This is a genomic window from Parabacteroides gordonii MS-1 = DSM 23371 (genome assembly GCF_000969825.1).
GTDB classification, from domain to species: Bacteria; Bacteroidota; Bacteroidia; order Bacteroidales; family Tannerellaceae; genus Parabacteroides; species Parabacteroides gordonii.
Map to the genome: position 1 here is coordinate 911,665 of NZ_KQ033919.1, position 23,611 is coordinate 935,275.

29 protein-coding genes are annotated in these 23,611 nt (G+C 33.8%); 16 read left to right on the plus strand and 13 right to left on the minus strand.

Translation table 11 applies throughout. The features are described from left to right. Window positions 1-47 precede the first annotated feature (47 nt). From HMPREF1536_RS03600 to HMPREF1536_RS03615, 5 genes are all read right to left on the minus strand, one after another. Window positions 48-374, minus strand: coding sequence for a helix-turn-helix domain-containing protein (locus HMPREF1536_RS03600; protein WP_028727076.1), 327 nt, complete (start codon window positions 372-374; stop codon window positions 48-50). Window positions 375-504: 130 nt separating this feature from the next. Beyond that, window positions 505-924: an RteC domain-containing protein gene (locus tag HMPREF1536_RS03605; protein WP_028727075.1), complete on the minus strand. Its 420-nt coding sequence runs from the start codon at window positions 922-924 to the stop codon at window positions 505-507. Beyond that, window positions 878-1,117, minus strand: a complete 240-nt coding sequence (locus tag HMPREF1536_RS28085) for a hypothetical protein (protein ID WP_081693282.1) — start codon at window positions 1,115-1,117, stop codon at window positions 878-880. Before HMPREF1536_RS28085 ends, HMPREF1536_RS03605 begins: the two co-directional genes overlap by 47 nt. A gap of 44 nt (window positions 1,118-1,161) precedes the next feature. Then, window positions 1,162-1,800, minus strand: a complete 639-nt coding sequence (locus HMPREF1536_RS03610) for an HAD family hydrolase (RefSeq protein ID WP_028727074.1) — start codon at window positions 1,798-1,800, stop codon at window positions 1,162-1,164. Between the two features lie 4 nt (window positions 1,801-1,804). Further along, window positions 1,805-2,401, minus strand: coding sequence for a sugar O-acetyltransferase (locus HMPREF1536_RS03615; protein ID WP_028727073.1), 597 nt, complete (start codon window positions 2,399-2,401; stop codon window positions 1,805-1,807). A gap of 110 nt (window positions 2,402-2,511) precedes the next feature. Between HMPREF1536_RS03615 and HMPREF1536_RS03620 the strand changes: the two genes are divergently transcribed. The 4 genes from HMPREF1536_RS03620 to HMPREF1536_RS03635 all read left to right on the plus strand — a co-directional run bounded on the left by HMPREF1536_RS03620 (window position 2,512) and on the right by HMPREF1536_RS03635 (window position 7,674). After that, window positions 2,512-3,351: an AraC family transcriptional regulator gene (locus HMPREF1536_RS03620; protein ID WP_028727072.1), complete on the plus strand. Its 840-nt coding sequence runs from the start codon at window positions 2,512-2,514 to the stop codon at window positions 3,349-3,351. A gap of 77 nt (window positions 3,352-3,428) precedes the next feature. Continuing rightward, the gene (locus tag HMPREF1536_RS03625) at window positions 3,429-4,793 is read left to right on the plus strand and encodes an AlbA family DNA-binding domain-containing protein (RefSeq protein ID WP_028727071.1); all 1,365 of its coding nucleotides are present in this window, start codon (window positions 3,429-3,431) and stop codon (window positions 4,791-4,793) included. 6 nt (window positions 4,794-4,799) lie between these two features. Beyond that, entirely contained in the window at window positions 4,800-6,029 is a 1,230-nt protein-coding gene (locus tag HMPREF1536_RS03630) for a hypothetical protein (protein WP_052349800.1), read from the plus strand. Between the two features lie 418 nt (window positions 6,030-6,447). After that, window positions 6,448-7,674: a site-specific integrase gene (locus tag HMPREF1536_RS03635; protein WP_028727070.1), complete on the plus strand. Its 1,227-nt coding sequence runs from the start codon at window positions 6,448-6,450 to the stop codon at window positions 7,672-7,674. A 65-nt stretch (window positions 7,675-7,739) separates the two neighbouring features. On the opposite strand, the gene HMPREF1536_RS03640 is transcribed toward HMPREF1536_RS03635, so the two are convergent. From HMPREF1536_RS03640 to HMPREF1536_RS03660, 5 genes are all read right to left on the minus strand, one after another. Then, window positions 7,740-8,042: a helix-turn-helix domain-containing protein gene (locus tag HMPREF1536_RS03640; protein ID WP_028727069.1), complete on the minus strand. Its 303-nt coding sequence runs from the start codon at window positions 8,040-8,042 to the stop codon at window positions 7,740-7,742. A gap of 6 nt (window positions 8,043-8,048) precedes the next feature. After that, window positions 8,049-8,345, minus strand: coding sequence for a helix-turn-helix domain-containing protein (locus tag HMPREF1536_RS03645; RefSeq protein ID WP_008779419.1), 297 nt, complete (start codon window positions 8,343-8,345; stop codon window positions 8,049-8,051). 260 nt (window positions 8,346-8,605) lie between these two features. Then, window positions 8,606-8,899, minus strand: a complete 294-nt coding sequence (locus HMPREF1536_RS03650; protein ID WP_028727068.1) for a helix-turn-helix domain-containing protein — start codon at window positions 8,897-8,899, stop codon at window positions 8,606-8,608. Between the two features lie 81 nt (window positions 8,900-8,980). Next, window positions 8,981-9,274, minus strand: a complete 294-nt coding sequence (locus HMPREF1536_RS03655) for a DUF3876 domain-containing protein (RefSeq protein ID WP_028727067.1) — start codon at window positions 9,272-9,274, stop codon at window positions 8,981-8,983. Further along, entirely contained in the window at window positions 9,261-9,575 is a 315-nt protein-coding gene (locus HMPREF1536_RS03660; RefSeq protein ID WP_028727066.1) for a helix-turn-helix domain-containing protein, read from the minus strand. The genes HMPREF1536_RS03655 and HMPREF1536_RS03660 overlap by 14 nt, the downstream gene beginning before the upstream one ends. 225 nt (window positions 9,576-9,800) lie before the next feature. Between HMPREF1536_RS03660 and HMPREF1536_RS03665 the strand changes: the two genes are divergently transcribed. The 12 genes from HMPREF1536_RS03665 (at window position 9,801) to HMPREF1536_RS03720 (ending at window position 21,039) form a co-directional block, all read left to right on the plus strand. Further along, window positions 9,801-10,415, plus strand: a complete 615-nt coding sequence (locus HMPREF1536_RS03665; RefSeq protein ID WP_028727065.1) for a TetR/AcrR family transcriptional regulator — start codon at window positions 9,801-9,803, stop codon at window positions 10,413-10,415. Further along, window positions 10,405-11,361: an Acg family FMN-binding oxidoreductase gene (locus HMPREF1536_RS03670; RefSeq protein ID WP_028727064.1), complete on the plus strand. Its 957-nt coding sequence runs from the start codon at window positions 10,405-10,407 to the stop codon at window positions 11,359-11,361. The genes HMPREF1536_RS03665 and HMPREF1536_RS03670 overlap by 11 nt, the downstream gene beginning before the upstream one ends. Before the next feature lie 67 nt (window positions 11,362-11,428). Next, a complete protein-coding gene (locus tag HMPREF1536_RS03675; protein WP_028727063.1) occupies window positions 11,429-12,151 on the plus strand; it encodes a T9SS type B sorting domain-containing protein in 723 nt (240 codons plus the stop codon). Continuing rightward, the gene (locus tag HMPREF1536_RS03680) at window positions 12,148-12,675 is read left to right on the plus strand and encodes a hypothetical protein (protein ID WP_028727062.1); all 528 of its coding nucleotides are present in this window, start codon (window positions 12,148-12,150) and stop codon (window positions 12,673-12,675) included. Before HMPREF1536_RS03675 ends, HMPREF1536_RS03680 begins: the two co-directional genes overlap by 4 nt. An 82-nt stretch (window positions 12,676-12,757) precedes the next feature. Then, a complete protein-coding gene (locus HMPREF1536_RS03685) occupies window positions 12,758-12,985 on the plus strand; it encodes a hypothetical protein (RefSeq protein ID WP_044191744.1) in 228 nt (75 codons plus the stop codon). 19 nt (window positions 12,986-13,004) lie between these two features. Beyond that, a complete protein-coding gene (locus HMPREF1536_RS03690; RefSeq protein ID WP_028727060.1) occupies window positions 13,005-13,385 on the plus strand; it encodes a hypothetical protein in 381 nt (126 codons plus the stop codon). A gap of 155 nt (window positions 13,386-13,540) precedes the next feature. Further along, window positions 13,541-13,873: a helix-turn-helix domain-containing protein gene (locus HMPREF1536_RS03695; RefSeq protein ID WP_028727059.1), complete on the plus strand. Its 333-nt coding sequence runs from the start codon at window positions 13,541-13,543 to the stop codon at window positions 13,871-13,873. A gap of 284 nt (window positions 13,874-14,157) precedes the next feature. Next, the gene (locus tag HMPREF1536_RS03700; RefSeq protein WP_028727058.1) at window positions 14,158-14,742 is read left to right on the plus strand and encodes a BfmA/BtgA family mobilization protein; all 585 of its coding nucleotides are present in this window, start codon (window positions 14,158-14,160) and stop codon (window positions 14,740-14,742) included. A 2-nt stretch (window positions 14,743-14,744) separates the two neighbouring features. After that, a complete protein-coding gene (locus HMPREF1536_RS03705) occupies window positions 14,745-15,680 on the plus strand; it encodes a DUF5712 family protein (RefSeq protein WP_028727057.1) in 936 nt (311 codons plus the stop codon). 464 nt (window positions 15,681-16,144) lie between these two features. Continuing rightward, window positions 16,145-19,387 (plus strand): hypothetical protein, encoded by a 3,243-nt coding sequence (locus HMPREF1536_RS03710; protein WP_028727056.1) that lies wholly within the window; start codon window positions 16,145-16,147, stop codon window positions 19,385-19,387. Next, the gene (locus HMPREF1536_RS03715; RefSeq protein WP_028727055.1) at window positions 19,362-19,796 is read left to right on the plus strand and encodes a response regulator; all 435 of its coding nucleotides are present in this window, start codon (window positions 19,362-19,364) and stop codon (window positions 19,794-19,796) included. The genes HMPREF1536_RS03710 and HMPREF1536_RS03715 overlap by 26 nt, the downstream gene beginning before the upstream one ends. After that, window positions 19,789-21,039: a phosphorylase family protein gene (locus HMPREF1536_RS03720; protein WP_028727054.1), complete on the plus strand. Its 1,251-nt coding sequence runs from the start codon at window positions 19,789-19,791 to the stop codon at window positions 21,037-21,039. Before HMPREF1536_RS03715 ends, HMPREF1536_RS03720 begins: the two co-directional genes overlap by 8 nt. 551 nt (window positions 21,040-21,590) lie before the next feature. Here HMPREF1536_RS03720 and HMPREF1536_RS03725 read toward each other — a convergent pair. From HMPREF1536_RS03725 to HMPREF1536_RS03735, 3 genes are all read right to left on the minus strand, one after another. Next, entirely contained in the window at window positions 21,591-22,100 is a 510-nt protein-coding gene (locus HMPREF1536_RS03725; protein ID WP_028727053.1) for a nitroreductase family protein, read from the minus strand. Between the two features lie 102 nt (window positions 22,101-22,202). After that, window positions 22,203-22,853: a CatB-related O-acetyltransferase gene (locus HMPREF1536_RS03730; protein WP_028727052.1), complete on the minus strand. Its 651-nt coding sequence runs from the start codon at window positions 22,851-22,853 to the stop codon at window positions 22,203-22,205. Between the two features lie 234 nt (window positions 22,854-23,087). Next, window positions 23,088-23,561, minus strand: coding sequence for a DinB family protein (locus tag HMPREF1536_RS03735; protein ID WP_028727051.1), 474 nt, complete (start codon window positions 23,559-23,561; stop codon window positions 23,088-23,090). Window positions 23,562-23,611: the final 50 nt, after the last annotated feature.

Below are 23,611 nucleotides of genomic sequence, written 5' to 3' on the forward strand. Positions count from 1 at the left end.
AAGAAAGAGCCGGAGTAAGTGATACCCACCACTCCGGCTTATCTGTCTTACTTCTTTTCCCCGAACTGCTTTTCAAAGTTACAGAGCATGACCGCATTAAACCGTTCCTTGATGAACTTCCGGACATCCGAAGCCCGGTAATAGACTTTTCCGCTAATCAACATATAGGGAAGCTCGTTTTTGCTTCGTAGCCGTTGCAAAGTTCTGATGCTAATTTTGAACAATAGGCATAAATCTTGATTATCCAGTAGGTTATCATCTTCGGACAGCACTTTATCGGCATTGCGCAATATTCGTACATCCTTGCAAAGCTCATCCAATTTGTCAAATAGCTTTTGCATCCATTCCTTGAAATCATAGTTTTCTATATACATATTTGCTTCATTTTTCAGATTATACATTAATGATTGTCAATCGATTGATGAAGCAAAGTTCGGAAAACCAGTGCAAAGAAATTACGGGGTAGCACATGGAATCCCCTATAAATTAAAGCTAAGTCATTGATTATCTATATCCTTTTTTATCATGTTCGTTTCGGATAAGGTCAGATAGTCCATTAAGAAATCCGGTTATTTTTCCCGGCTTGCGCTTTATTACGTCCTCATGCTTTTGGTGATAGTCTTTCAGTTGAATGTTAAATACCCATTCAAAGGCTTTAGACAAGTCGGACAAGAAAGCAGGTTTGCCATTTTTATAGACGATACGTTTGGAAAGGAATAAACCGCTGATAATTTCCATTATATCAATCAGGTTTGTTTTGTCTGCCAAATAAAGAGGGGAAAAAGGTTGTTTGTTAAAGTGTGATTTGAATTGTTCCGGGTACTTGATGTGCCATTCAACAAGGCGTATTTCATTGTTCAGTAATCCTATCGCTTCATCAACAAGATACAAATAAGGCATTTTTTTCTTGCTCAAACCGTACATGATACGATTTAAGTCTATGCAATCCGAATGAAAAATAGCGTAATAAAACGCTATTATCCTGTTCGCTGATACTGAAATCAGCCAAATGAATAGCCAATTCTTCAATAGCTTCTGTAAACTCTGATACGGAAACTTTACGTTGTGAGCATTCCGATAATAATCGAAAGAAACTCAAATCTGATATTTTGTTCATACAATAGAAATACTAAATGTTTTTTTATTAAGCACATATATTTGTCATCCCATTAAATAGCATTCAAGTGAAGCTATTGAATAAAAAACATTCCCAGCATTGTGAGCTTCTAATTTTTGTGCATCTAAGCAAGAAGTTACCCATGAAGCAGATAAACATCGTATTCTAACTTCCCTACAAGACACAATATCTGAAACTGTATCACCTATATATATCATTTCATCCGGTTGTAATTTATAATCTGCGAGCAGTTCCCTAAAATTCTCTGCTTTATTATTTTTGAAAGGATTTCCAGTTTTTACTTTATCAAAACACGTGTCCATATTAAATTGACGTAATGTTATCGCACAGCTCTTTTCTCCTTTTCCTGTAACCAAAGCAATAAGAATAGATTTCTTTTTTAACTTCTCAATCAGTTCTGTTATACCGTCAAAAGGACGAGGGCACATTATATGCATTTGTTCGTATATCACGTAGAAGTCATCCAAAGCATTTTCCCAATTATAACCAACAAGTTTTTTTATCATCCCTTTTTCATTTAACCCAAAAGTTTCTAAAATATCATTTTCGGATATATCATTAAGAGTAACATAGGGAGTTACTGCCTTTTTTAAGGCTTTGAGGCACATGGGAATTGTATCTCCGATTGTACCATCTAAATCAAAGGCTACTAATTTAATCATAACCTTACATTTGATTGATTTTCCGTATCACCCGGCAAGGATTTCCTACCGCCAAGCTATTTGCCGGAATATCTTTAGTTACAACACTTCCTGCACCAATCACACATTTTTGCCCTATTGTCACTCCCGGTAAAATAATTACTCCACCACCAATCCAGCAGCCATCCTCTATCATGACAGGGAGGGCAAAAGTTCGACGGACATACTTACAGCCATCCGGGGTTTCTGTCAATACAAGCCGTTCATTAAACTCTACCGGGTGAGTTGCCGTATAGATTTGTACATTAGGTGCTACCAGCACATTGTTCCCTATGGTAATCTTATTGCAATCGACAAATGTACAACCGGTATTTACGGTGACATTATCACCGATGTGTATATTGCATCCATAATCACATATAAACGAATGACCGACAGAAACATTTGCACCTATGCTTCCAAACATTTCCTTTAGTACGGCATGTTTTTCAGTCTTTTGTTCATACGGCAAAGAATTGTATTTCATCAACAAGTGATGAGCTTTACTCTTCAAATTCATAAAAAATGGGTCGTGGCAATCATACCATTCACCAGCCAAACATTTTTCCATTTCAGTTTTCATAAGCTATGATTTTAAATATACTGCAAAGTTATACCGATTTTTCGGCTAATTTTAGGTATTATTTTTCGTTATTTTGGTATTAATCCGTTTTTTAGGGCTATATTTATGGCATGAAAAGAGAAAACCTACATCAACCATTCGAAATTAGTTTTAGCGAGCTTGACGAATCCTTGCTAAAAGAGCATGAACATACCTTTTTTGAATTAGTATATATTCTTTCAGGAACAGGCATCCAATGGATTAACAACAATATGTTTCCTTATCATGACGGACATTTGTTCATGATTACTCCCGGAGATACGCATTCTTTCGAAATCCATACAACAACTAAGTTTGTCGACATCAAGTTTAACGACATATATATACATTCTTCTGTTTTCGGTGCTGAAAATATCCAAAGACTGGAGTTTATTCTTCAACATGCTAATCATCAACCCGGTTGTATACTAAGAAATAAAGTAGATAAGTTACTGGTGAAACCCATGATTGAAGCGATTATCAGGGAATATATTAACCGAAATTTATACAGCAAGGAGATTATAACACAAATAATTAATACGATTATTATTGTGGTAGCACGCAATATCGCAATGTTCTTGCCTGAACAGGTGGATGAATGCTCTGAGGACAAATCGCTTGACATATTGCAGTATATTCAAGCAAACATCTATAAAACAGGTAAAATCAGAGCAAAAGATATAAGCCAACATTTTGGCATTTCGGAGAATTATTTAGGACGATATATCAAAAAACATACTAATGAAACTATGCAGCAATACATTTTAAACTACAAACTAAAGTTAGTAGAAAATAGATTATTGCATAGTCAAATGAGAATTTGTGAAATCGTTGAAGAATTGGGGTTTACCGATGAGAGCCATCTTAATAAGTTTTTCAAAAAGTATAGAGGATGCAGCCCCTCTAATTTCAGAAAGAACAAATTGAAGTAAATCATATACATATCCTTGTTCTTAGAGTTATTGAAACAATAGAAATGACTATTTTTGCATTATATTTATAGATGTCTATGACAAATACAGAAACCATACAATCACTCATCGATAGCGGAGAAGGCTATAATGTAGAGTTCAAAGTTCGTGTTCCTTCAAAGGTTCGTGAACTAACAGAGGAAATTTGCGCTTTTGCTAATGCCGACGGAGGATATTTACTCATCGGTGTAGATGATAACGGGAAGATTATTGGCACAGATTTAGAGAATGACAAACGTTCAGCCATTCAAGGCTCTATCAGTGAAATATCTCCGGTTCTTCATTGTGATATGTATGCGGTAAATATCGAAGATAAGACAGTTTGGGTAATTGATGTTCCGTCAGGGAAAGATAAACCTTATATATTTTCCGGTTCTATCTTTGTGCGTGAGGGTGCAAACTCGCAGAAACTTCGTACTGTTGAAGAAATGCGCAGCTTCTTTCAGGAATGCAACAAGATATTCTTTGATGCTATTCCCTGCTCATGGTTCAACATCTACACTGATTCAGACGAACAAGCGATAAAAGACTTCCGCACGGAAGCAAAGCTAAGTCCATCGACTGCCAACAAACAGATATTTGAGAATTTAGAACTGTTTACGGATAAAGGAGTAGCCAAGAATGGAGCAGCCATGTTCTTTGGGAAACAACCTGAACGAAAGTTTCCACACGCAGTAACAAGATGTATCCTTTTCAAAGGAACAACCAAAGTATATATCATTGATGATAAAACCTTTGGCGGTCCACTATACCAACAATATTTGCAGGCTATGGCATGGCTGGAAAGTAAACTGCAAGTAGCTTATAAAATTGAGGGAGCAGGACCAAGAGAAGAAATTTGGGAAATTCCTCTTACTGTGTTTAAAGAAGCCATTATTAACGCTCTCTCACATCGTGATTATTACGAACAGGGAGCAACCATTACAATAGAAATGTTTGATGACCGGGTAGAGGTTTCCAATCCCGGAGGGCTTTTGCCTATTGTAGCTAAAGATTTCGGACACAAGAGTATGACACGTAACCCGTTAATCTTTGGATTATTTACCCGCATGCATTTGGTTGAAAGGGTCGCATCCGGTATTCCCCGTATGCAGGAAGCCATGAAAGAAGCCAATCTTCCTGAGCCTGAATTTCATACGGACGGGATGTTTACGGTTATATTCAAAAGAGGTATCAGTATCAAGAATGATACTGTAAATGATACTGTAAATGATACTGTAAACTCAAAAGAACAAGAAGTACTAAATATCATCAAGCAATATCCGGGACTTAATTCGTCTAAGATTGCAGGATTAATAGGCAAAAGTGTTCCGACTGCTAAACGCTACTTAAATTCTTTGGTAAAATTAGGATTAATAGAGTTTAGGGGGGCACAGAAAACAGGTGGATATTATTTAGTATAAAAAAATATGGCTCAAATTGAATTTAATGAATTTGATTTCAGAAAAGTTCATCCAATAAAGTTACCATTCGCAGAAAAATACATATATGATGTTGACAATATTTTTTATGCAGATACAGGACTATTGGATGCAAGACAAACAAATATGTTCTTTCAAGAAGCAGGAAGAATGTTGATTAACGCTATTAACTTATTTTGTGATGGATATTTTGATTGTGCTTTTTACAGTTTACGCCAGTCTTTTGAAATATCAGTAACTTCTTTATATTTGAATGAAAATAAATCTATCATAGATAAATGGAATAAAAAACAAAGTGGGTTTGAGCAACACACTATGGTTAAATCCTTAAAAGAACAATTAGAAGATTACAAGGAACTAAGAGAAGGATTACTCAAACCATATTTTGAGAAACTACGTTCTATTATGGAAAAAATGAATAAATATATCCATAAACAGGGATTTTCTACAATGTATACTATGAGATATAGTTTTGAAGGGCGTAAAATATATAAAGAAGAACAATTGATAAAATTTTTCACCTATTGTTTAAAGGCTTGTATTGGTGCTGTTGCTATATGGAGAATTGTTATAGACCCAATGCCTGCATTATTAAACGATGAGACTATTTTTCGAAAAACACGTGAAATGATTACAGAACCATACAGTGATGAATTTATCGAAACATATATAGGAAATGATATATTTGAGTTATATAAGCAATCAACTCTCTATAAAGAATATTACCAATATTTCAATCAGTATGAGGAACAGAACGAAGCTGTATTTTATCTTATTCATTATCAATGTATAAATAGAAATAACCTTGATGATATTTATAAGCAAATTCATCTATTAGACATTAAAGAAAGAATTGCAGTATTATTTATAACATTCTCAGAACATATAACAAATATCATATTTGGTAATGGTCTTTTTAACTTTACATCCAATATTGTTTTTAAAGGAGATGATAAATCTATTACATATGGAGAAGGAATATATGATAATTATTTCAAAGAACATGATATAAACCAACCATACAAAGGAGGATTTATTTCCCGTTTCAAATTTAAAAACGAGAATGTAATTGTAATTCATAATGAATTGTTTCTTGCAGAAGAATTATCAGCATTCAATCTGATTAATGAGAAATGTGCAGACTATTTACAAAAAGAAAATGATAATTTTAATAGGATAATAGATGAATATACAAATACTAATCAACAAAAGATGTGATTTCCTTTAACTTTATGAATAAATCTCTATCTTTGCATTCAGAAATCGTACCCAAGATACAAACTTGTGTTGAACGGTGCAAAGCTGTGAAAACCTTATTCAAGGGACTTACATCGTAGCAAAGATATAACTTACTGAAAGATAGTGCTATATCAACCCGGTTTCAGTTGCTGGTGGCACCACTTTTAAAAGACTTCAAATTTGGTAAATCCCTGAAAATTAAACATTTCAGGGATTTTCTTTTTCTCCTAATCCGCATATTTTCGGCAAAATAACGCACTTCCGTAGTGCTAAATCGTGGACAATTTTAGTCTCGAAAAAAATGTCCACGAATTGTACCGTAAGTCGTTGATTGTCTTATCTTTTGATTCTTGCTATTCTGCACGATTCAGTAACTTTAAACATTAATTTTTAGAGTATGAAACGACAGACTTTCAACGTGCTGTTCTTCATCCGCAAAACAAGAACAGTAAAATCAGGTGAAACACCTATCATGTTGCGGATAACTATTCAAGGCCAATTAGCTGAAATGCAGCTAAAACGAACCGTTAAGCCTGAACTCTGGTCACAAGCCAAAGAACGGTGTACAGGTAAAGATTCTAAATCAGTAGAAGTAAACCGTTATCTGGAATCGGTAAAATTACGCTTGTATGAGATTCATCGGACTTTGGAAGATGAAAACAAACTTATTAATCCGATGGAAATCAAAAAACGTTTTCTTGGACTGGATGAAAAGCATAAAATGTTCTTTGAAGTATTCCAAGAACATAACGACAAATGCAGGGAACTGATAGGCAAGGATTACGCAAAGGTCACTATCTCCCGTTTTGATACATGCTTGAAGTATTTTAGAGAAATGCTTCTAAAACAGTACCATCTAAAGGATATTCCGATGAAAGAAATAAATAATGCCATCATTCAGGACTATATTCATTTCTTGAAATCAAAAAAGAATCTGCAAGAGAATACCGTTATTCGCTACATGAAAGTAGTCAAGAAGATTACTAACATGGCTCTTGCAAATGACTGGATAGATAAAAATCCGTTTATGAATATCCATTTCCATGAGCAGGAAGTACATAAGGAGTTTCTAACCAAAGAAGAATTAGAGATTTTACGAACTAAAGTTTTCAATGTACCACGCTTGGAATTGGTACGTGATATTTTCTTATTCCAGTGTTGGACTGGATTAGCGTTCATAGATGTATCGGAATTGAAACCCGAACATTTGGTAACAGACAATCAAGGGAACGTCTGGATAAGAAAAGCCCGCCAAAAGACAAAAATCATGTGTAACATTCCACTTTTGGATATTCCGTTAGCGATATTGGATAAGTACAAAGGCTATCCGCTTTGCGAAAAGAAAGGTACATTATTGCCCGTTCCATGCAACCAAAAGGCAAACAGTTATTTAAAGGAAATAGCTGATTTCTGCGGAATTAAGAAGAACCTAACCACTCATACAGGGCGTCATACTTTTTCGACTGTTGTTACGCTAGCTAACAATGTTTCATTGGAAAATGTATCTAAGATGCTCGGTCATACCAATACGAAAATGACACAGCGATACGCTAAAGTATTAGATCAGAGTATTCTCCGGGATATGCAGAATGTACGGGAGAACTTCTCTACTAAAACGACCTAAAGATGAAAACGGCTACCTAATCCATTCGGACGGTAGCCGTTTATCTATCTTCATTATATTAAAAGCTAAAGAGAATAATCTTCTATATTATAGGCAGAACGAAACCTATCTTCCAAAACCTTCCTAATATCCGATTCACGAAACAGCACTTTGCCCGGAAGTTGAATAAAAGGGAAAATGCCATCATCCCGATAATGCTGTAAAGTCCTACGGCTGATTTTGAGAATGGAACAAAGTTCTTCACTTGTCAGATACCGTTCACCCTCAAACATGGGCTTATTATTCTTCAATGCATATTCTATATAAGGTAAAGCCCTATCCAACGATTGCAATAATTCTTGGCTATCCTCATTCGTGTACAAATCCATAAGCAATTATTCTTTAATGGTTACTTTTATTCTACCTGAATCCAATAATTTTTGTACTTCGGCAACCTTATAATATACTTTCTTGCCAACAGCCGAAAAAGAAAGTTTGCCACTCTCCCGTAGAGACTGTAATGTTCTCAAAGAAATATTTAAGGAAGCTGCCAATGTCTTGCCCTCTATCCATTCTTTCTCAATACACATATCAGAGGAAGATAAAGAAGTATTATCTGCTAATGATATAATCTGTTCCAGCTTCTTTCTAAAAGAATCGAAGGAAACTCTTTCTATTGCTACTATATCCATATATAAATTACTTTTCAAAATTCATTTTCTCAATCCTTTTCTTTTAAAGTAAGTTTTTCAGAACTCAATATGAAGCATTGACAAAGGTAATGTTCTGTATTTAGCCTGTTCAAGTCCAAGCCTTCGGTTTAGAAGAAAATCTTCCTCTCACTATGTTCGAGCGTATTTTCATCTAAAGACTTGCACAGACTAAATACTTCACTGGAAAAGTCAATGATTCAAATTAAATTCCGAAAAACAATGTTTTCGGGGCTGATAGGCTATTCTTTCCAACTTTCAAAGTAGTGCTTTTGGAGCAGTTTGTCAATATCACTTTGGCGGTAGATGATTTTGCCTTTTATCTGGATAAAGGGGATTAATCCTGTATCTCGCCATTCTTGCAAGGTTCGCAAACTGACATTCAGTTTCTTGGAAACTTCATGGTTAGAAAGAAAGCATTCCCCGTTCAGGTGAGGTTTGTAATGCTTGACAATAGATTCAATGCCGTTCAGCATTGAATCGAGCGAAGAAATAAATTCTTTGACTTGTGGTGTATCTTTATTTATTAGTTCCATGATTGAAAGATTGTTTTATTGAAATATTGATTTCAAGATTACCAGATGGCTAATCAGTTATATGATTAGCTGGTTGATAAGTTAGTTACGCAGATAGTCACCCAGTGATGAAATGCTAAGTACATCTTTTGCCGGATCATAATCTATATAGAGCCATTTGGATGCAGTGGCAATAAAATACTGACTACTATCTTTTTGTATCTCATACGTAGCAGGAGAAGCCTGTTTGGTGGTTTCCGATACATATATAATAGAAAGAAGATAATCTTTGTCGTTCCGGTAGATAATAACCGTAGGATTCAGATTAATGCTTTCCCATGTTCCGACAATGGAAAACAAATTGAAGGTCGGATAATCTTCTTTAGTTCTTTTCATAAGGCGTAATTTGTTTGGGTGATTGATTCTGTGTTTCACTGTCTGCTATAATTCTTTCAATATCAGCAGATTTATAATAAATCTTACTGCCTATTTGAGAATAAGCCAATCGTCCGCTACTCCGGTAATATTGTAACGTTCGTTTGCTAAAGCCTAATAACAGGCACACTTCCTGACTATCCAGCCAATTTTCTACTTTCTGTGTATGAGGGCTACACAAACTTTCTATCCGTTTGGCAAACTCGGTGAACCGTTCGCAGACATACGAAAATGTTCTTCTTTCGATGGTTACTACTTCCATACTCTTTTAATTTTAAATGGTTTATAAAACGTGTTGATTCTATTTTCATCGGCAAATGAAAGAAGAATCAAGAGCCGTTTTAAAAACTGTCTAGGGATGGCATAGTAAGTTCAGCATTGGCTTGATAGCAAAAAACTATCTTCCACTGCAAATTTACCAAGCAAATTATTTGTATGTTTCCGATAAGTAACATATATTTATTCCCAAATAGTAACAACATATAAAATGGCAGGAAAAAGCATAACAGGAGAAAGAGATCGGGAAGCTACTGAAAAACGGTTGCTGGATACTATCGGTAAAATGATTGCCGAAGATGGCTTCGAGAAAATCGGCATTAACGCTATAGCTACCCAATCAGGTGTTTCAAAGATATTGATATACCGCTATTTTGGCTCGGTAGAGGGACTTATGGCTGCTTACATACGGCAACATGATTTTTGGCTCAATTTCCCACTTGAATATCCCAGCCGTAAAGAACTACCTACATTCGTGAAAGGCATGTTTCAAGGACAGATTGAGCAATTAAGGAATAATCCTACTTTAAAAAGGCTTTATCGCTGGGAACTATCTTGCAATAATGATATGATCGTAAAGCTAAGAGAGCAGCGGGAGAAAGTTGGAATAGACCTTATTAAAAAAGTGAGTGAACTAACAGGACATCCGCAGAAGGAGATAGCGGTAATGGCTTCCCTCTTGACTGCATCTATTACTTATCTGGTGATGCTGGAAGATTTCTGTCCGGTATATAACGGCATCCCCCTAAATGAAAACTCCGGTTGGGAACAAATAAACGAAGGAATTGAGGTCTTTATCAATAAGATATTTCAAAATGAACACTGATTTCATACAAATAGCCAGCTATGCTTCTAAGGCTCCTTCGGGACATAACACGCAACCTTGGAAATTTCACATTGCTGATAATACAATTACGGTTATTCCAAACTTCGAGGTTGCATTACCTGTCGTTGATGGAAATAACCGGGAGTTATTCATTAGTTTAGGTTGTGCAGTCGAAAACCTATGTATTGCGGCTAACCATTTCGGCTATACAACTCAAATAGTTGAATATAGCATCAAAGGAATCATTCTTGAATTAACAAAGAATGACCTCATGGTTGAAAATCCTCTATTCCATCAAATAGAAAAACGGCAAACAAACCGTAGTGTCTATAATGGTAATAAAGTATCGAATGAAATGCTGCAACAGCTTCAATCCATTCAAAAAGAAGATGCTGTTCAATTCTACTTTGCCGAAATAGGTACACCATTTGCCGACACAATAATCAAATACATACTAAAAGGGAATGAAATTCAAATGAATGATGCTGCTTTCAAAAATGAATTACTTTCGTGGATGAGATTTAATAAGAAACAGGTTACAGAGACACAAAACGGATTAAGTTATCTCGTTTTCGGAAACCCGCCATTGCCCGGAATATTTGCACGCCCCATAGTTCGCTTATTCCTAAAATCCAATATGCAAAATAAATCGGATAGGAAGAAAATCGGTTCTTCCTCACATTTCGTTATATATACCACGCAGAATAATACCATTGAAGAATGGCTTAATTTAGGGAGAAGCCTTCAACGCTTTTTATTAAAAACTAGTGAAATAGGAATTTCTTACGCTTTCCTGAACCAACCATGTGAAGTTACCACATTGTCGATTGCTCTACGGAAAGAGTCACCTATTAATAAGGAATATCCTACCTTGATATTGAGAATAGGTTATGCAAATCCAGTGCCCTATTCTCCTCGTAAGAATATTGAAACATTATTAAGATAATCTTTTTTTTGCTTGAAATGTTCCCGATAAGTAACAAATGATATAATAACAATTTAATAAAACTAACATGAAGAAAATGGGATTGACATTCATTTATTTATGGCTCATTAGCCTTTGTTCCTGCCAAAAGGAACTAATTGAATATGAGAAAGGAGATGTAAAAATCTGCATAGAACAGGGTGAGCATTGGCTGCATGATTTTCCTTTGTTTTTGGGTATTAATAAAAAGAACCCACCTCAAATTGCTATTTGGTTGGAAGATACACAAGGGAATTATCTTTCAACGGTTTATGTAACTCATAAAATCGCCACTCAATCTTGGCAAGCATCGGGAGGAAACCGACGAAAAGAAGCTCTACCTCATTGGTGTTATTCACGTGGAGTTAAATACGATGATGGACTTTATTTGCCAACAAAGAAAGAGCCATTAATAGATGGCATATCAGGAGCGACCCCACACGAAAACTTTGATATAAAATTAAATCTGGCAACAGCATTAAAGAAGTTCGTAGTAAAAATAGAAATAAATCATTCCACTGATTTCAATGAAGCCTTCCCTAAATCAGCCAAAGATGGAGAAGCCAACTATTCAGGAGGTAAAGAAGGAAGCGGACAACCTGCAATCGTATATGCTGCCAATGTAGATTTATTGTCAGGTGAAAAATCATTTGAAGCAAATCTGGTGGGGCATAGCAGCCCTGACGGTAGTTCCGGAGAAGTCAATAAAGATACATCGGGGCTGACAACTGCTTTACATATTGTGAAACGTATAACTGTAATTATCCAATGAAAAAGATTATTCTACTTATTATTATAGTTTGTTGCGCTGCTACCATTGCAACAGCGCAACAAACAGAACGCTTCACTCTTGCTACAAGTGTAGGAACAGGGGTTGATATGAACGAGCCGGCAACCACTCCGTTTACGTGGCAAGCTCTTGGCTATTATGCTATCAACAAACGGATATCGGTCGGTATCGGGACAGGATTATCTATTTATGAGAAAACTCTGATTCCGCTATTTGCCGATGCAAAATTGTTAATCATAAAGCCTAGAAAATTCACTCCTTATATAGAATGTGGCGTTGGGTATAGTTTTGCACCGGATAAAAATGCTAATGGAGGTTTTTATTTGAATCCGTCTGTTGGGGTAGAATATTCAATTTGTAAAAGTAAGAAGTTATTCTTGGCTTTAGGATATGAATCCCAAAAACTTGAACGGCTGAAAACGCAAAAACAATCATTGTTTACAGCCGAGTTTGCAGAGAAGTTAAGCCATCATGTTATTTCAATAAAGATTGGATTCATGTTTTAAAGACATAAAGAAATCATTCAGCAACATGTAACAGACTTTAGTCTGATTATTAATACTCATTAATTATTAAACACTCGTGCCTATGAATGATTTATCAAAAACGAGGATTATCATCTTATTGACTGATTCCTCACAAAAAGTAACTGACACAGAAATGCAAGACGCTTATGACGAATTTATCAGGTGCATAGCAATAATTGGCAGTTCAAAAGATAACTCCAATATCTTTCGGATGCTGAATCTCACTCGTATTGAGATAGCACCCTTAAAAGAGCTATATCAGTACGGGCAGGGGGAAAAATGCGCTTAAAAATTCTTATTTACATAAAGTGCTGGCTATTATCAATGTAGAATTGGAACTATTAAGTCTAAAAATTAAGCATCCTGAATCATTTGATTCTCCCACCTTACCAACATTCGAATCAGATCTATATGTAACCCCTAAGTCAAAGGACTTGGGGATTATTGGTATTGCTGAAATAGTAATAGGGTTATCTTTTTTAGGCGAAGTAGTCGGAAAAGACGGAAAACCCGTCCCATTAGTTCGTTTAGCTCACGGTTTTGAAGTCCTTTTCAATTTAAAATTTGGAAGTATATACGATAAACTGGATGCTATTTTTATGCGTAAACCATTCAATCTGACCAAAACATTAGATGCTTTAAAGAATGCAATTAACAAAGAAGCCCGTAAACGAGCTAATAAACATTAGACAAAATGGTTTTATAATTCTCTTATTTACAACTATTTGAATTTTATTTTTAGGGGAGTAGGTAACTACTCCTCTTTTTCTAGTTCTCCATTCTGCCGATTTTTGCATCATCAATCGATTGACATTCATAATGTATCACTAAAAAATGAAGCAAAATGTATATAGACAACGAAAACTTTGAGAAATGGATGGAGAAGCTATCCAAGAAACTTACTGAAATAGGGAAAGACTTAAAATCCCTAATCAATACTGATAAAGTATTAGATGATAATGAAAAGATACTCGATAATCAGAATTTAGCCTTTCTTCTGAAAGTATCTTTCCGAACTCTTCAACGTTATAGGGTAAGCGGTCAACTACCTTTCTTTACCATCGGAAAGAAAACTTATTATCGTGCTGGTGATATTCGGTCTTTCGTTCGTGAACGTGCCGATTTCCAAACCTACAAACAGTTTGAAAAAGCCAATCAATTAGAGAATCAGCCTTGAAAGCAAAAGGTAGCAAGAGAAAGAAGTCTGTGTTTAGGCTATTTCTCTGTGCTACCACCCCGATTTAGCAAAAACTGCTTCACCTATCGGTTCAGCCCGTTTCGCTAAATCGAGCAAGAGGAAACTGGACTTTGTCCTGTTCTCCCTCTTGCCCTGCGGGGCAAAGCCTTCGGCTTTAGCGTGTTACAAAAACATGCTGTAATGACACCTGTAATAAGCATTTTCTTTGCAATGTTTATTATCAGGTATTTATCTATTCATATTTCTATAAAAAAGTAATTACCATGCCAAATAACAGTCGAAAAACGATATTCACTACCATTTCCATAGACAAAGAAACGGCAGCTTTGGTAGAAAAAATATGCAAACGCTATTCACTGAAAAAGAGCGAAGTTGTAAAGTTGGCGTTCGGATATATTGATAAGGCACATATCAACCCATCCGAAGCACCTGAATCCGTAAAATCGGAACTGGCAAAAATAAATAAGAGGCAGGATGATATTATCCGTTTCATCCGTCACTACGAGGAAGAACAACTGAATCCCATGATACGAGCAACAAATTCTATCGCTTTGCGCTTCGAGACTATCGGCAAAACATTAGAAACTTTTATTCTCTCTCAACTGGAAGCCAGTCAGGAGAAACAAACAGCCGTACTTAAAAAACTAAGTGAGCAGTTCTGCAATCATGCCGATGTGATAAACAATCAGTCCAAACAGATAAATGCACTTTACCAGATACACCAACGGGATTATAAAAAGTTGCTTCAACTGATACAACTCTATTCAGAACTATCTTCTTGCGGTGTGATGGATAGCAAAAGGAAAGAGAACTTGAAAGCTGAAATCTTCAATCTGATAAATACGTAGTTATGCACATAGACTTTGCTCCACCATCAAACGGAACATATAATAATGCTGGCAGTAGCCGACAATTAGCTAATTATATGGAACATGAAGATTTGGAACGGATGGAAAAAGGTATCTATACCGAAGGCTTTTTCAATCTGACAGATGATAACATTTATAAGTCAAAGGTTATAAAGGATATAGATAGTAATATAGGGCAACTCCTAAAAACAGATGCTAAGTTTTATGCTATTCATGTCAGCCCATCGGAAAAGGAGCTCCGAGTAATGGGTAGTACGGAGCAGGAACAAACCGAAGCAATGAAACGCTATATTCGTGAAGTATTTATTCCTGAATATGCCAAGAATTTCAACAAAGGGCTATCCGAAACAGATATAAAGTTTTATGGGAAGATTCATTTTGATCGCAACCGTTCAGATAACAATTTGAATATGCACTGTCATTTGATTGTAGGCCGGAAAGATCAATCCAATAAGAAAAAACTATCTCCGCTTACTAATCATAAGGACACCAAGAATGGAGTAATAAAAGGCGGCTTCGACCGTGTGAATCTGTTCCAAGAAGCGGAGCAAGGTTTTGACAAGCTATTCGGCTATAACCGTCAATTATCAGAATCCTTTGAGTATGCCAATACCATGAAGAACGGCAGCATAAATGATAAACTGAAAATGCAGGAACAAAAATTACAAGAACCAAAACAATATCTTGTTGGCGAAAATAAAATAAGAATATTCCAATCCAGTGAAAAAGATAACATGATTTCTTGCAATCTTAATAGTAAGGTAGATACAAAACACATTTACAATCAGCAAAAGAACAATGGTGGAGATCCTCTTTTGTCTATCTTTTCATTGGGAGAGGGTAATAATTACGATGCAACATCGGTAGAAGATATACAGGCACAGAAGCGCAAAAAGAAGAAAGAGATAAGAAAATGATTGAAAATGAAAAACTAAGAACTGAAATAATCCATTACCCAATGGAGTGGTTCAAATATCGAAAATCGCTTATAAGACTGACAGTGGATAACATTATTACCACCTAAAGAAAAAAACAAGATTAGATTGATGAAATCACAACTTAGAATATACTAAAAAGTTATGTCTTAGAAAACCTATATTAAATGCATTTGTGAAATCCTGAATTACCATATCTGATCTAAGCTATTACAATTTGTGCCAATCCCTTACAAAATATGCTTTGATTAACTTGTGTCCATCAAAAACATTATCTACCTTTGTGTTAGAGGACTATATGAATTTATGTAGAGAATACTGTGTATGGTTGGACTTCCACTAATCTATTGTACACACTTCTTTTCAAAATCTAATCTAGTTCCTTTTTATAAAACAATTAAAAGGATATATCTAATATTGTTATTTACATATATTTATTATTAGCAATGAGACAAAAAAAGAATATTGATATTATTTATAACTCTTTCTTTGATAGACGTGTTCAGAAGGATATTTCAGCTAATATGCTATATTCCAACTTAAAATATAAAGAACAAAAACGTATTATTACTAGAATATCTCCTATATTTAAGTCTTGTATTTACTTGAAAACACTCTTGCCTCAAAATTATAATGACCTATTGGGTAAAATTAATTTTACGGTATCCAACTTATGCAACGGGGTAGGTTGTCTCACCACACAATGCATACATTTTTCAAATGAGATAAATAGTTATCTCGAAAAGAGGAAAGATTTTGAAAAGCATATACTGCTGGGAAATTATGATAGATGTTATACCATACTTGATGATATTGACTGTATTTGTGTTTCAATGTGGTCTTTAGAAAATAGAATATTACTAAGTAAGTTGAAATATGGTACTAAGGGAGCTATTGACTTTAAGGATGAACTAAATTCTAAAGTAAAATCTCTTCTATCTATATTCATTTCTTTCTTTTGGAAAAATGCAGATGTAAAATATTCATTAGCAGGGATTAAGCAAGAGCTTAATATGTTAATAAGATTGTCTAACTCTAGTGATGAAATCTCTGATGTTTTTAGATATGAATTTCTAAAATTTCAATCATCTTATAAATATGAACATCTTTTTTGGAATATCTTAAGAATGTCTATAATTGATGTATATGAATTTTTATTAGAGATTTTAATAAATTCAGATTTTGACGACTGTGATTTAGAAGATATAAAAGCATGTATTAAGGATTTAAATAATAATGTTCAAGATTCTACTTTAGGCAAATTATATGCTAATTATAGCATAGGGTCAAATATACAAGAAGACTCTCTTGAACATATTTTACTAATGAATTTATTTAGAACTAAGCAATATAGCTATTTAATAGAAAAAGCTGCTAATTACATTCAAAATAATCCATGTGATATTGATATTTTAGATATTTATATCAAGGCGCATTTATATATGGAATATAACAATATTGACTTGGCTTTTTTAGAAGAAAATTGTTTGCTCAAAAAAATGGCTCTCAATCTTTTTTCTTACTTAAAGAGAGATTCTAATTATACCGTATCTTATAATGAACTTAATATACAATTAAATACTTTAAGCCATTTAAGGATTGGGAAACAACTTTTTTGCAAACTGAGCTTTTATGAGAAATATGGTGTCTCTTTATTACATTATTCACTATGGACACCAAATATTAAATTCTCAGACATTGATATTAGTGAAAGTGATTATCAAACGATACTTTCACAAAAAGTGCCATCTTTTATACGGGAACAAGCGTTTTCTCATTTATTTTATAACTTTGTAGAGGTAGATAATATCATTGATGCAATAAAAATATACGTGACTGCATACTTCGAAAACAAACAATTTGTACGTAATATTGAAACAAAAAATATTGTAAAAAAAGTAGAAGAGAAAATATTAACTCAAGAATGTATTCCTTTAGAATTCAGTATATTTTTTTCGTTGGTAGATGCTCCTAATTATATTATTTATTATTATTTCAAAAAATATCTATTCAGTATAAATGAGAAAAAACCGTCTGACATAAAATTTCCATCAAAGAAAATATCGAAAGAAGTAGAATTCTTTTTATTACATGTTTGTACTCCTAACATTCTTTCTTTATATACTCGACAATTTCCAACTTCATCCGATGTTCTTGATGAGAGATTGAGGATATTAAAACAACTTAGTGGTATTGATAATAATAATAAATACTTAACAGAATTGACAGAAATCACCAGAACAAAGACTATTCGTAAACGTGTGCAATCATTAGACCAAAGTATGATTTACGTTGATGAAAAAGCTCTAAAAGAACTGGAAATGGATGAGGTTTACAAACTTTACCAAAGTTATATAAATATTGATGAAAATATAAAAACGAAGGAAGTATCCATTGAATCATTAGAGGAATTGGATTTTAATCAAGCCTTTGACGGAGAACAAGATTTAAATATAAAAATAAAACAAGTACAATATAAATACATACTTTTTCGGCAAATATTCATAACAATAAGACGTAAATTTTTGGTTAGTTATAAAAATGGACTTGATTTCTACTTAAGTACTAGAATTAGACATGGTACTTTAATAAATCAATTACGTAGACAATTTGATAATTCTCACTTAGTGACCAATATAACAAGTGAAGGAGAGTATGCACGAGATATGTTTATAACCAATAATATTTTAAGACTTGAAGATGTAAAAAAGGAAGCAATTCAGGATATACTACTATCATTTACAAAAGAAATTGATAATTTAATTCTTTCATTAAAGAATGATATTGTACAGGTACAAGCTTATGATCTAGACAAACAACACGCTGATGCAATATTCAACTATGACCATTTAAGGTTTGAGTTTGATTTAAGTTATCGATTCGTCGAAGAAATTTCGAAAATTAAAGACTATAATGAGTTTATAGATTCAATTTTTATACATCTATGGGAATGCACAGATATATTACTAGAAAAAATGAGAGATTATCTTGAAATATTAAAAAAACAATTTATTTTAAAATTAAATAAATTAGAAGTGGATGTAGCTAGTATTGCCGAAAAAGAGTGTAATATAACATATTTTTCAGATCTAATAGCAACTTGTCGTACTGGAGTGCAAACAGATATAGACATAGTAAAAAAATGGTTCTATAGAAGTAAAGGTGATGAGAGTGATTTTACTATAAATGATTTAATTGATGCATGTATCCAAAGTGTAGCAATACATAGAAATGTAGGCAATTTCACTCCAGAAGTGATAGGTTGTAGCTTTATTGTTTTTAGAGGTGAATTCTTTAAAAAGCTGGGAGATCTAATTCAAATTTTCTTAAATAACATTATTGACTATGAATTAGCATCAGGATATAGCACTTCTCCGATTATTGAAATTAAGGAGTCTTCAAATATTATTGCAATCGAAGTCAAAAACAAAATCCAAGAGAATGATCTACCTTCGCTAGAGGAGAAGTTGAAAATTAAAAAAAGTGATTTTTTAAACCCTGAAGCTATGAATATGACGCGCAATGAGAAAAATTCAGGGCTTATAAAAGCATATAATATCGTACGCAATATTTTGCGATATGATGATTCTGCTTTTGATCTAAATATAAAAGATAACTATTTTTCAGTTGATATAAAAATTGATGCAACATATTTAATGCCTTATGAAAATATTAGTAGTAGAGGATGATTCCAACAAACTAGCAGATGTAAAGAAATTCATCAACGATAATTTTCCTAATATCCAAATTGATGAAGCTGTTTCATATAACAAAGCTACAGAGCTATGTTATTCTATATTATATGATTTCTTATTGCTTGATATGAATATCCCTGTATATGAAAGAAATGATCCAGATAAATCTGTAATTGATAATGGAGGGGAAATGATTATTCGTGAATTAACAAGTGAAAATATTAGAATTAATTTTACCATTTTTACACAGTATGAAACTATTGGCAATGAGACTATAGATGATATAAATCGCAGATTAATGAATTTTTGTCCAGATATTTATTGTGGATACGTCAGTTATGCCACTATAAATGATAATTGGAAACAGGAATTAAAAAAAATAATAAAAAAAATATATGTTTAGAATATTAATAATTGATGATTCCTATGAAAAAATAGGAAAAATAAAAGAAGTCTTAAACGAAATAGCAGAGCTTGATGTTAATAAAATAGAGACCGCATCAGATATAGAAACTGCAAGAATGAAATTATCAAGGAGTCAATACGATTTAATTCTATTGGATTTATACATTCCAGAAAGATATGGTAATACTCCTGATCCTGATAATGCAGCATCATTTCTAGGTTATTTGAGAATTGAAGAAGATATCTATAAACCATATTTTGTAATAGGCGTTACTAAATATAAGGATATTCCTCAATCTAATAGACGTGATTTTGAGAAGCATCTATATCATATTTTAAACTATGATGAAATGGCTGATGACTGGAAAATTAAGCTCAAAGATAAAATTGAATATTTAATAAGTATTGAACATAAAATCAAATATAGTAAACAATATGATTATGACGTTGCATTTATTACTGCATTACAATTCCCTGAATTTGCGCAAGTCCTTAAATTAGGAGAACAAGAATGGCAAGAATATAAAAATATTATAAATGACAAAACAAATACATATTATATTACAACATTCAAGAATTCACGTGGAAAAACTATTCGTTGTGTAGCTGCACATTCAGAACAAATGGGAATGTGCGCATCTGCAACTTTAACTTCTAAATTAATATATACTTTTAGGCCTAGATATATAATCATGACAGGTATATGTGCTGCAACAAGTAAAGATATTCATTACGGTGATATAATTGTGGCATCTGAAGCTTGGAATGGAGCCAGCGGCAAGATTAAGGATGTAAAAGATAAAGGAAAATTATTCCTTCCCGATTATAGGCATGAAGTTCTTAATGCACAAATCATAAACTGTGTAAATAAGTTAAAAACAGACGAGCGTCTTTTTTTCAACATCGCGTCTGGATATCCAACAACTAATGGCAAACCACCTTATACATTAAAGGTACATTGTGGCCCAGTTTCCTCCATGCCTGCTGTAATTCAAAGCAAAGAGGAAGTTGGAAAGTTAAAGGAGCATTGTCGTAAACTCATGGGGTTGGAAATGGAAGGGTATGGTGTATACTATGCTGCAAATCATACAATTGAACCAAAGCCAATATTTCTCTCTATAAAATCAGCTTCAGATTATGCAGATGAAGAAAAAGACGATGACTATCAAGAGTATTGTGCATATACTAGTGCCCAGTTTGCTTATCATTTAATAATTAATGAGTTTGACTTTGATTTATAATTTATTCAATATAATATTTTCACTAAGAAACAAAATGGAGTAAAAGTATTATTTATTCTTATTGAATTACTACAGCAGAAAAAAAATAATATCCTTTTTAGTAAAAATATATTAAAATAGTTTTCTGGATTTTGTAAATTCAAGAATACGGTTTATTTTTGTCTTAATATTCTCCATGAGCAAACTACTGCAAAAGCACGTAGCAAATTAGTAGGATAAATCATGGGATATGCTTGAAGCTAAAAATATAAAGTTTTAAATATCAGCGCAGTAGCTCTAATAAGAGAATTTCAGGCGATGTTAAAACAATGAGATATTTGAAAATAGAATCGTTCATATAGCAAGCAAAATGATAAAACATAATCGTGTACTAAATCATGTGGATTTCCAAATGGAAGAAACTATAAAACGGTGATAATCAATAGAGAAAACATAATAGTTCTCTTGCTGGTGGCACCACAGAAAATCAAGCAGTTACTTTAAAAGTAACTGCTTTTTTGTTTAACTCAATCTGCTCCCACTATAAATTGAAAACTTTCAAGCATAGATATTTATAAAATCGTTACTATCTCAGCTTTCTCTTTTCGGGTAGAGAAATGCTCTGGCTGCTTCTCGATATAACCCAGTGATATAATAGCTACCGGATATTTTTCAGATGGCAACTGAAAATTGGATCTGAATAAATCCAAATCGAAATTACATACCCAACAACTGCCTAATCCCATCTCTGTAGCAGCAAGGCAAATATGTTCTGTAGCGATAGCAGCATCAATATCAGCATGATTTTTATTATCTGATTTCCGTACCCATGCTTCAGATTCATCTACACATACAGCTATATAGAGAGGCGCTTTTGCAAACCAGTCTCTATTATAGCATTGACGCACCTTCTGTTTCTGTTCTTCACTTATTACAACCAAGAAATGCCACGGTTGATAATTTACTGCAGAAGGTGCTAATCGGGCACACTCAATGATATAGTCAATCTTATCCTGCTCGACCTTATCTGATTTATAATTCCTTACTGAAAAGCGTTTCTTGGTAAGCTCTAAAAAATCCATATCTTCTTTGTTTTAATATTCGAAGTAACGATATACTCTCTTTTGTTATATCGGTAAAATTACATTTTTCAATCTATATCTGTCTACATAATAGAGATAAATTTATTGGGGTTCTATCCCGGAGCCGATTTCTGCCAGTAAGCCATCCAGATCACCTTTTGTCATATATGGCAAACACCGGCGTATTTTGTCAATAGGCCAATCCCACCATTTCAGCATTGATAATCGCTCTATCACATCTGCTTCAAAACGTTTCCGAATTTCTTTGGCCGGAGTTCCACCAACGATAGTATAAGGTGGAACATCTTTTGCCACAACAGCACGTGCAGCAATAACCGCTCCGTCTCCTATATGGACTCCCGCCATAATCACAGCTTCATAGCCAATCCAAACATCATTACCTATGACAATATCTCCTTTATTATCCCATGCAGCAGTAACATTTGATTTTTCTAAATCCCACTCTTCATAGAACAAAGGAAAAGTATAAGTCGATAAAGACTTCAACGTATGGTTAGCACAATTAAACAGAAACTTCACACCACAAGCGATAGAGCAGAACTTGCCTATAATCAGCCTCTCCCGGTGGATAGGATAATGATAAAGCACATTGTTCTTTTCAAATAACAATGGATCAGTCACAAAATCATTGTAAATAGTATAGTCGCCAATCTCTATTTGAGGATCTTTCACTACGGCGTTCAGATACACCGTTTGCTTGTCTCCTGTACGTGGATATATTTTTGTCATCATAATATCTTTTTAAAAGGATAGCAAACCGTACATACTACATCAGAGTAGTCTGCTATCACGAAAATTGATAAAAAAGGATATAAAATCTCTGTGGCAAATAAATCGTTATTTGTCAGATAGCTGAATAGCTTTATTCGCAGGACTATCCAGAGGAGAGTAGCTATATACAGAGTTTCATAAGAGGTGAATACTTTCGTTAGTTGATACTATGCAAAAGTATAGAAAATAGGATTATCAATCCAGTAATTCATGAATTTCTTGAATGTGGAGATGCAAATGATCCAAATAACCTTCTATCATTTCTTTCAGTGTCACTTTTGTCCCTTCAAAATCGCACCAGTAACTATCCAGCTTTGTTATATCCACAGATTTAATCACCTGAACAATATGTAGGTTATAAAACTTCCATAACTGGATCAAATTTACCCAATCCGCATTTTGATAATCTTGTAGAGCTATCCATAAGTCATTATCCTGCCGATAATCCGGAAAGAAAAGCAAGTCTTTACTATATTGTAAACGAACCATTCGTTGATGATTATTTGAAGCCGAATCAATCAAATGACCGAGTATTTGTTTGATTGTACGATTCTGCCTGTTTCGTCTCTGCGTAATGACTTCCACAGATAAACCATTTAATAAACTCTCTTCTGTTTCAAGAACTTTTGCAATACCGTCAGTTATATGAATAAAATTATTTCCGTGCATAACATATAGTTTTAAATACTTCCACAAAAATAAATTCTTTACGAATCTTC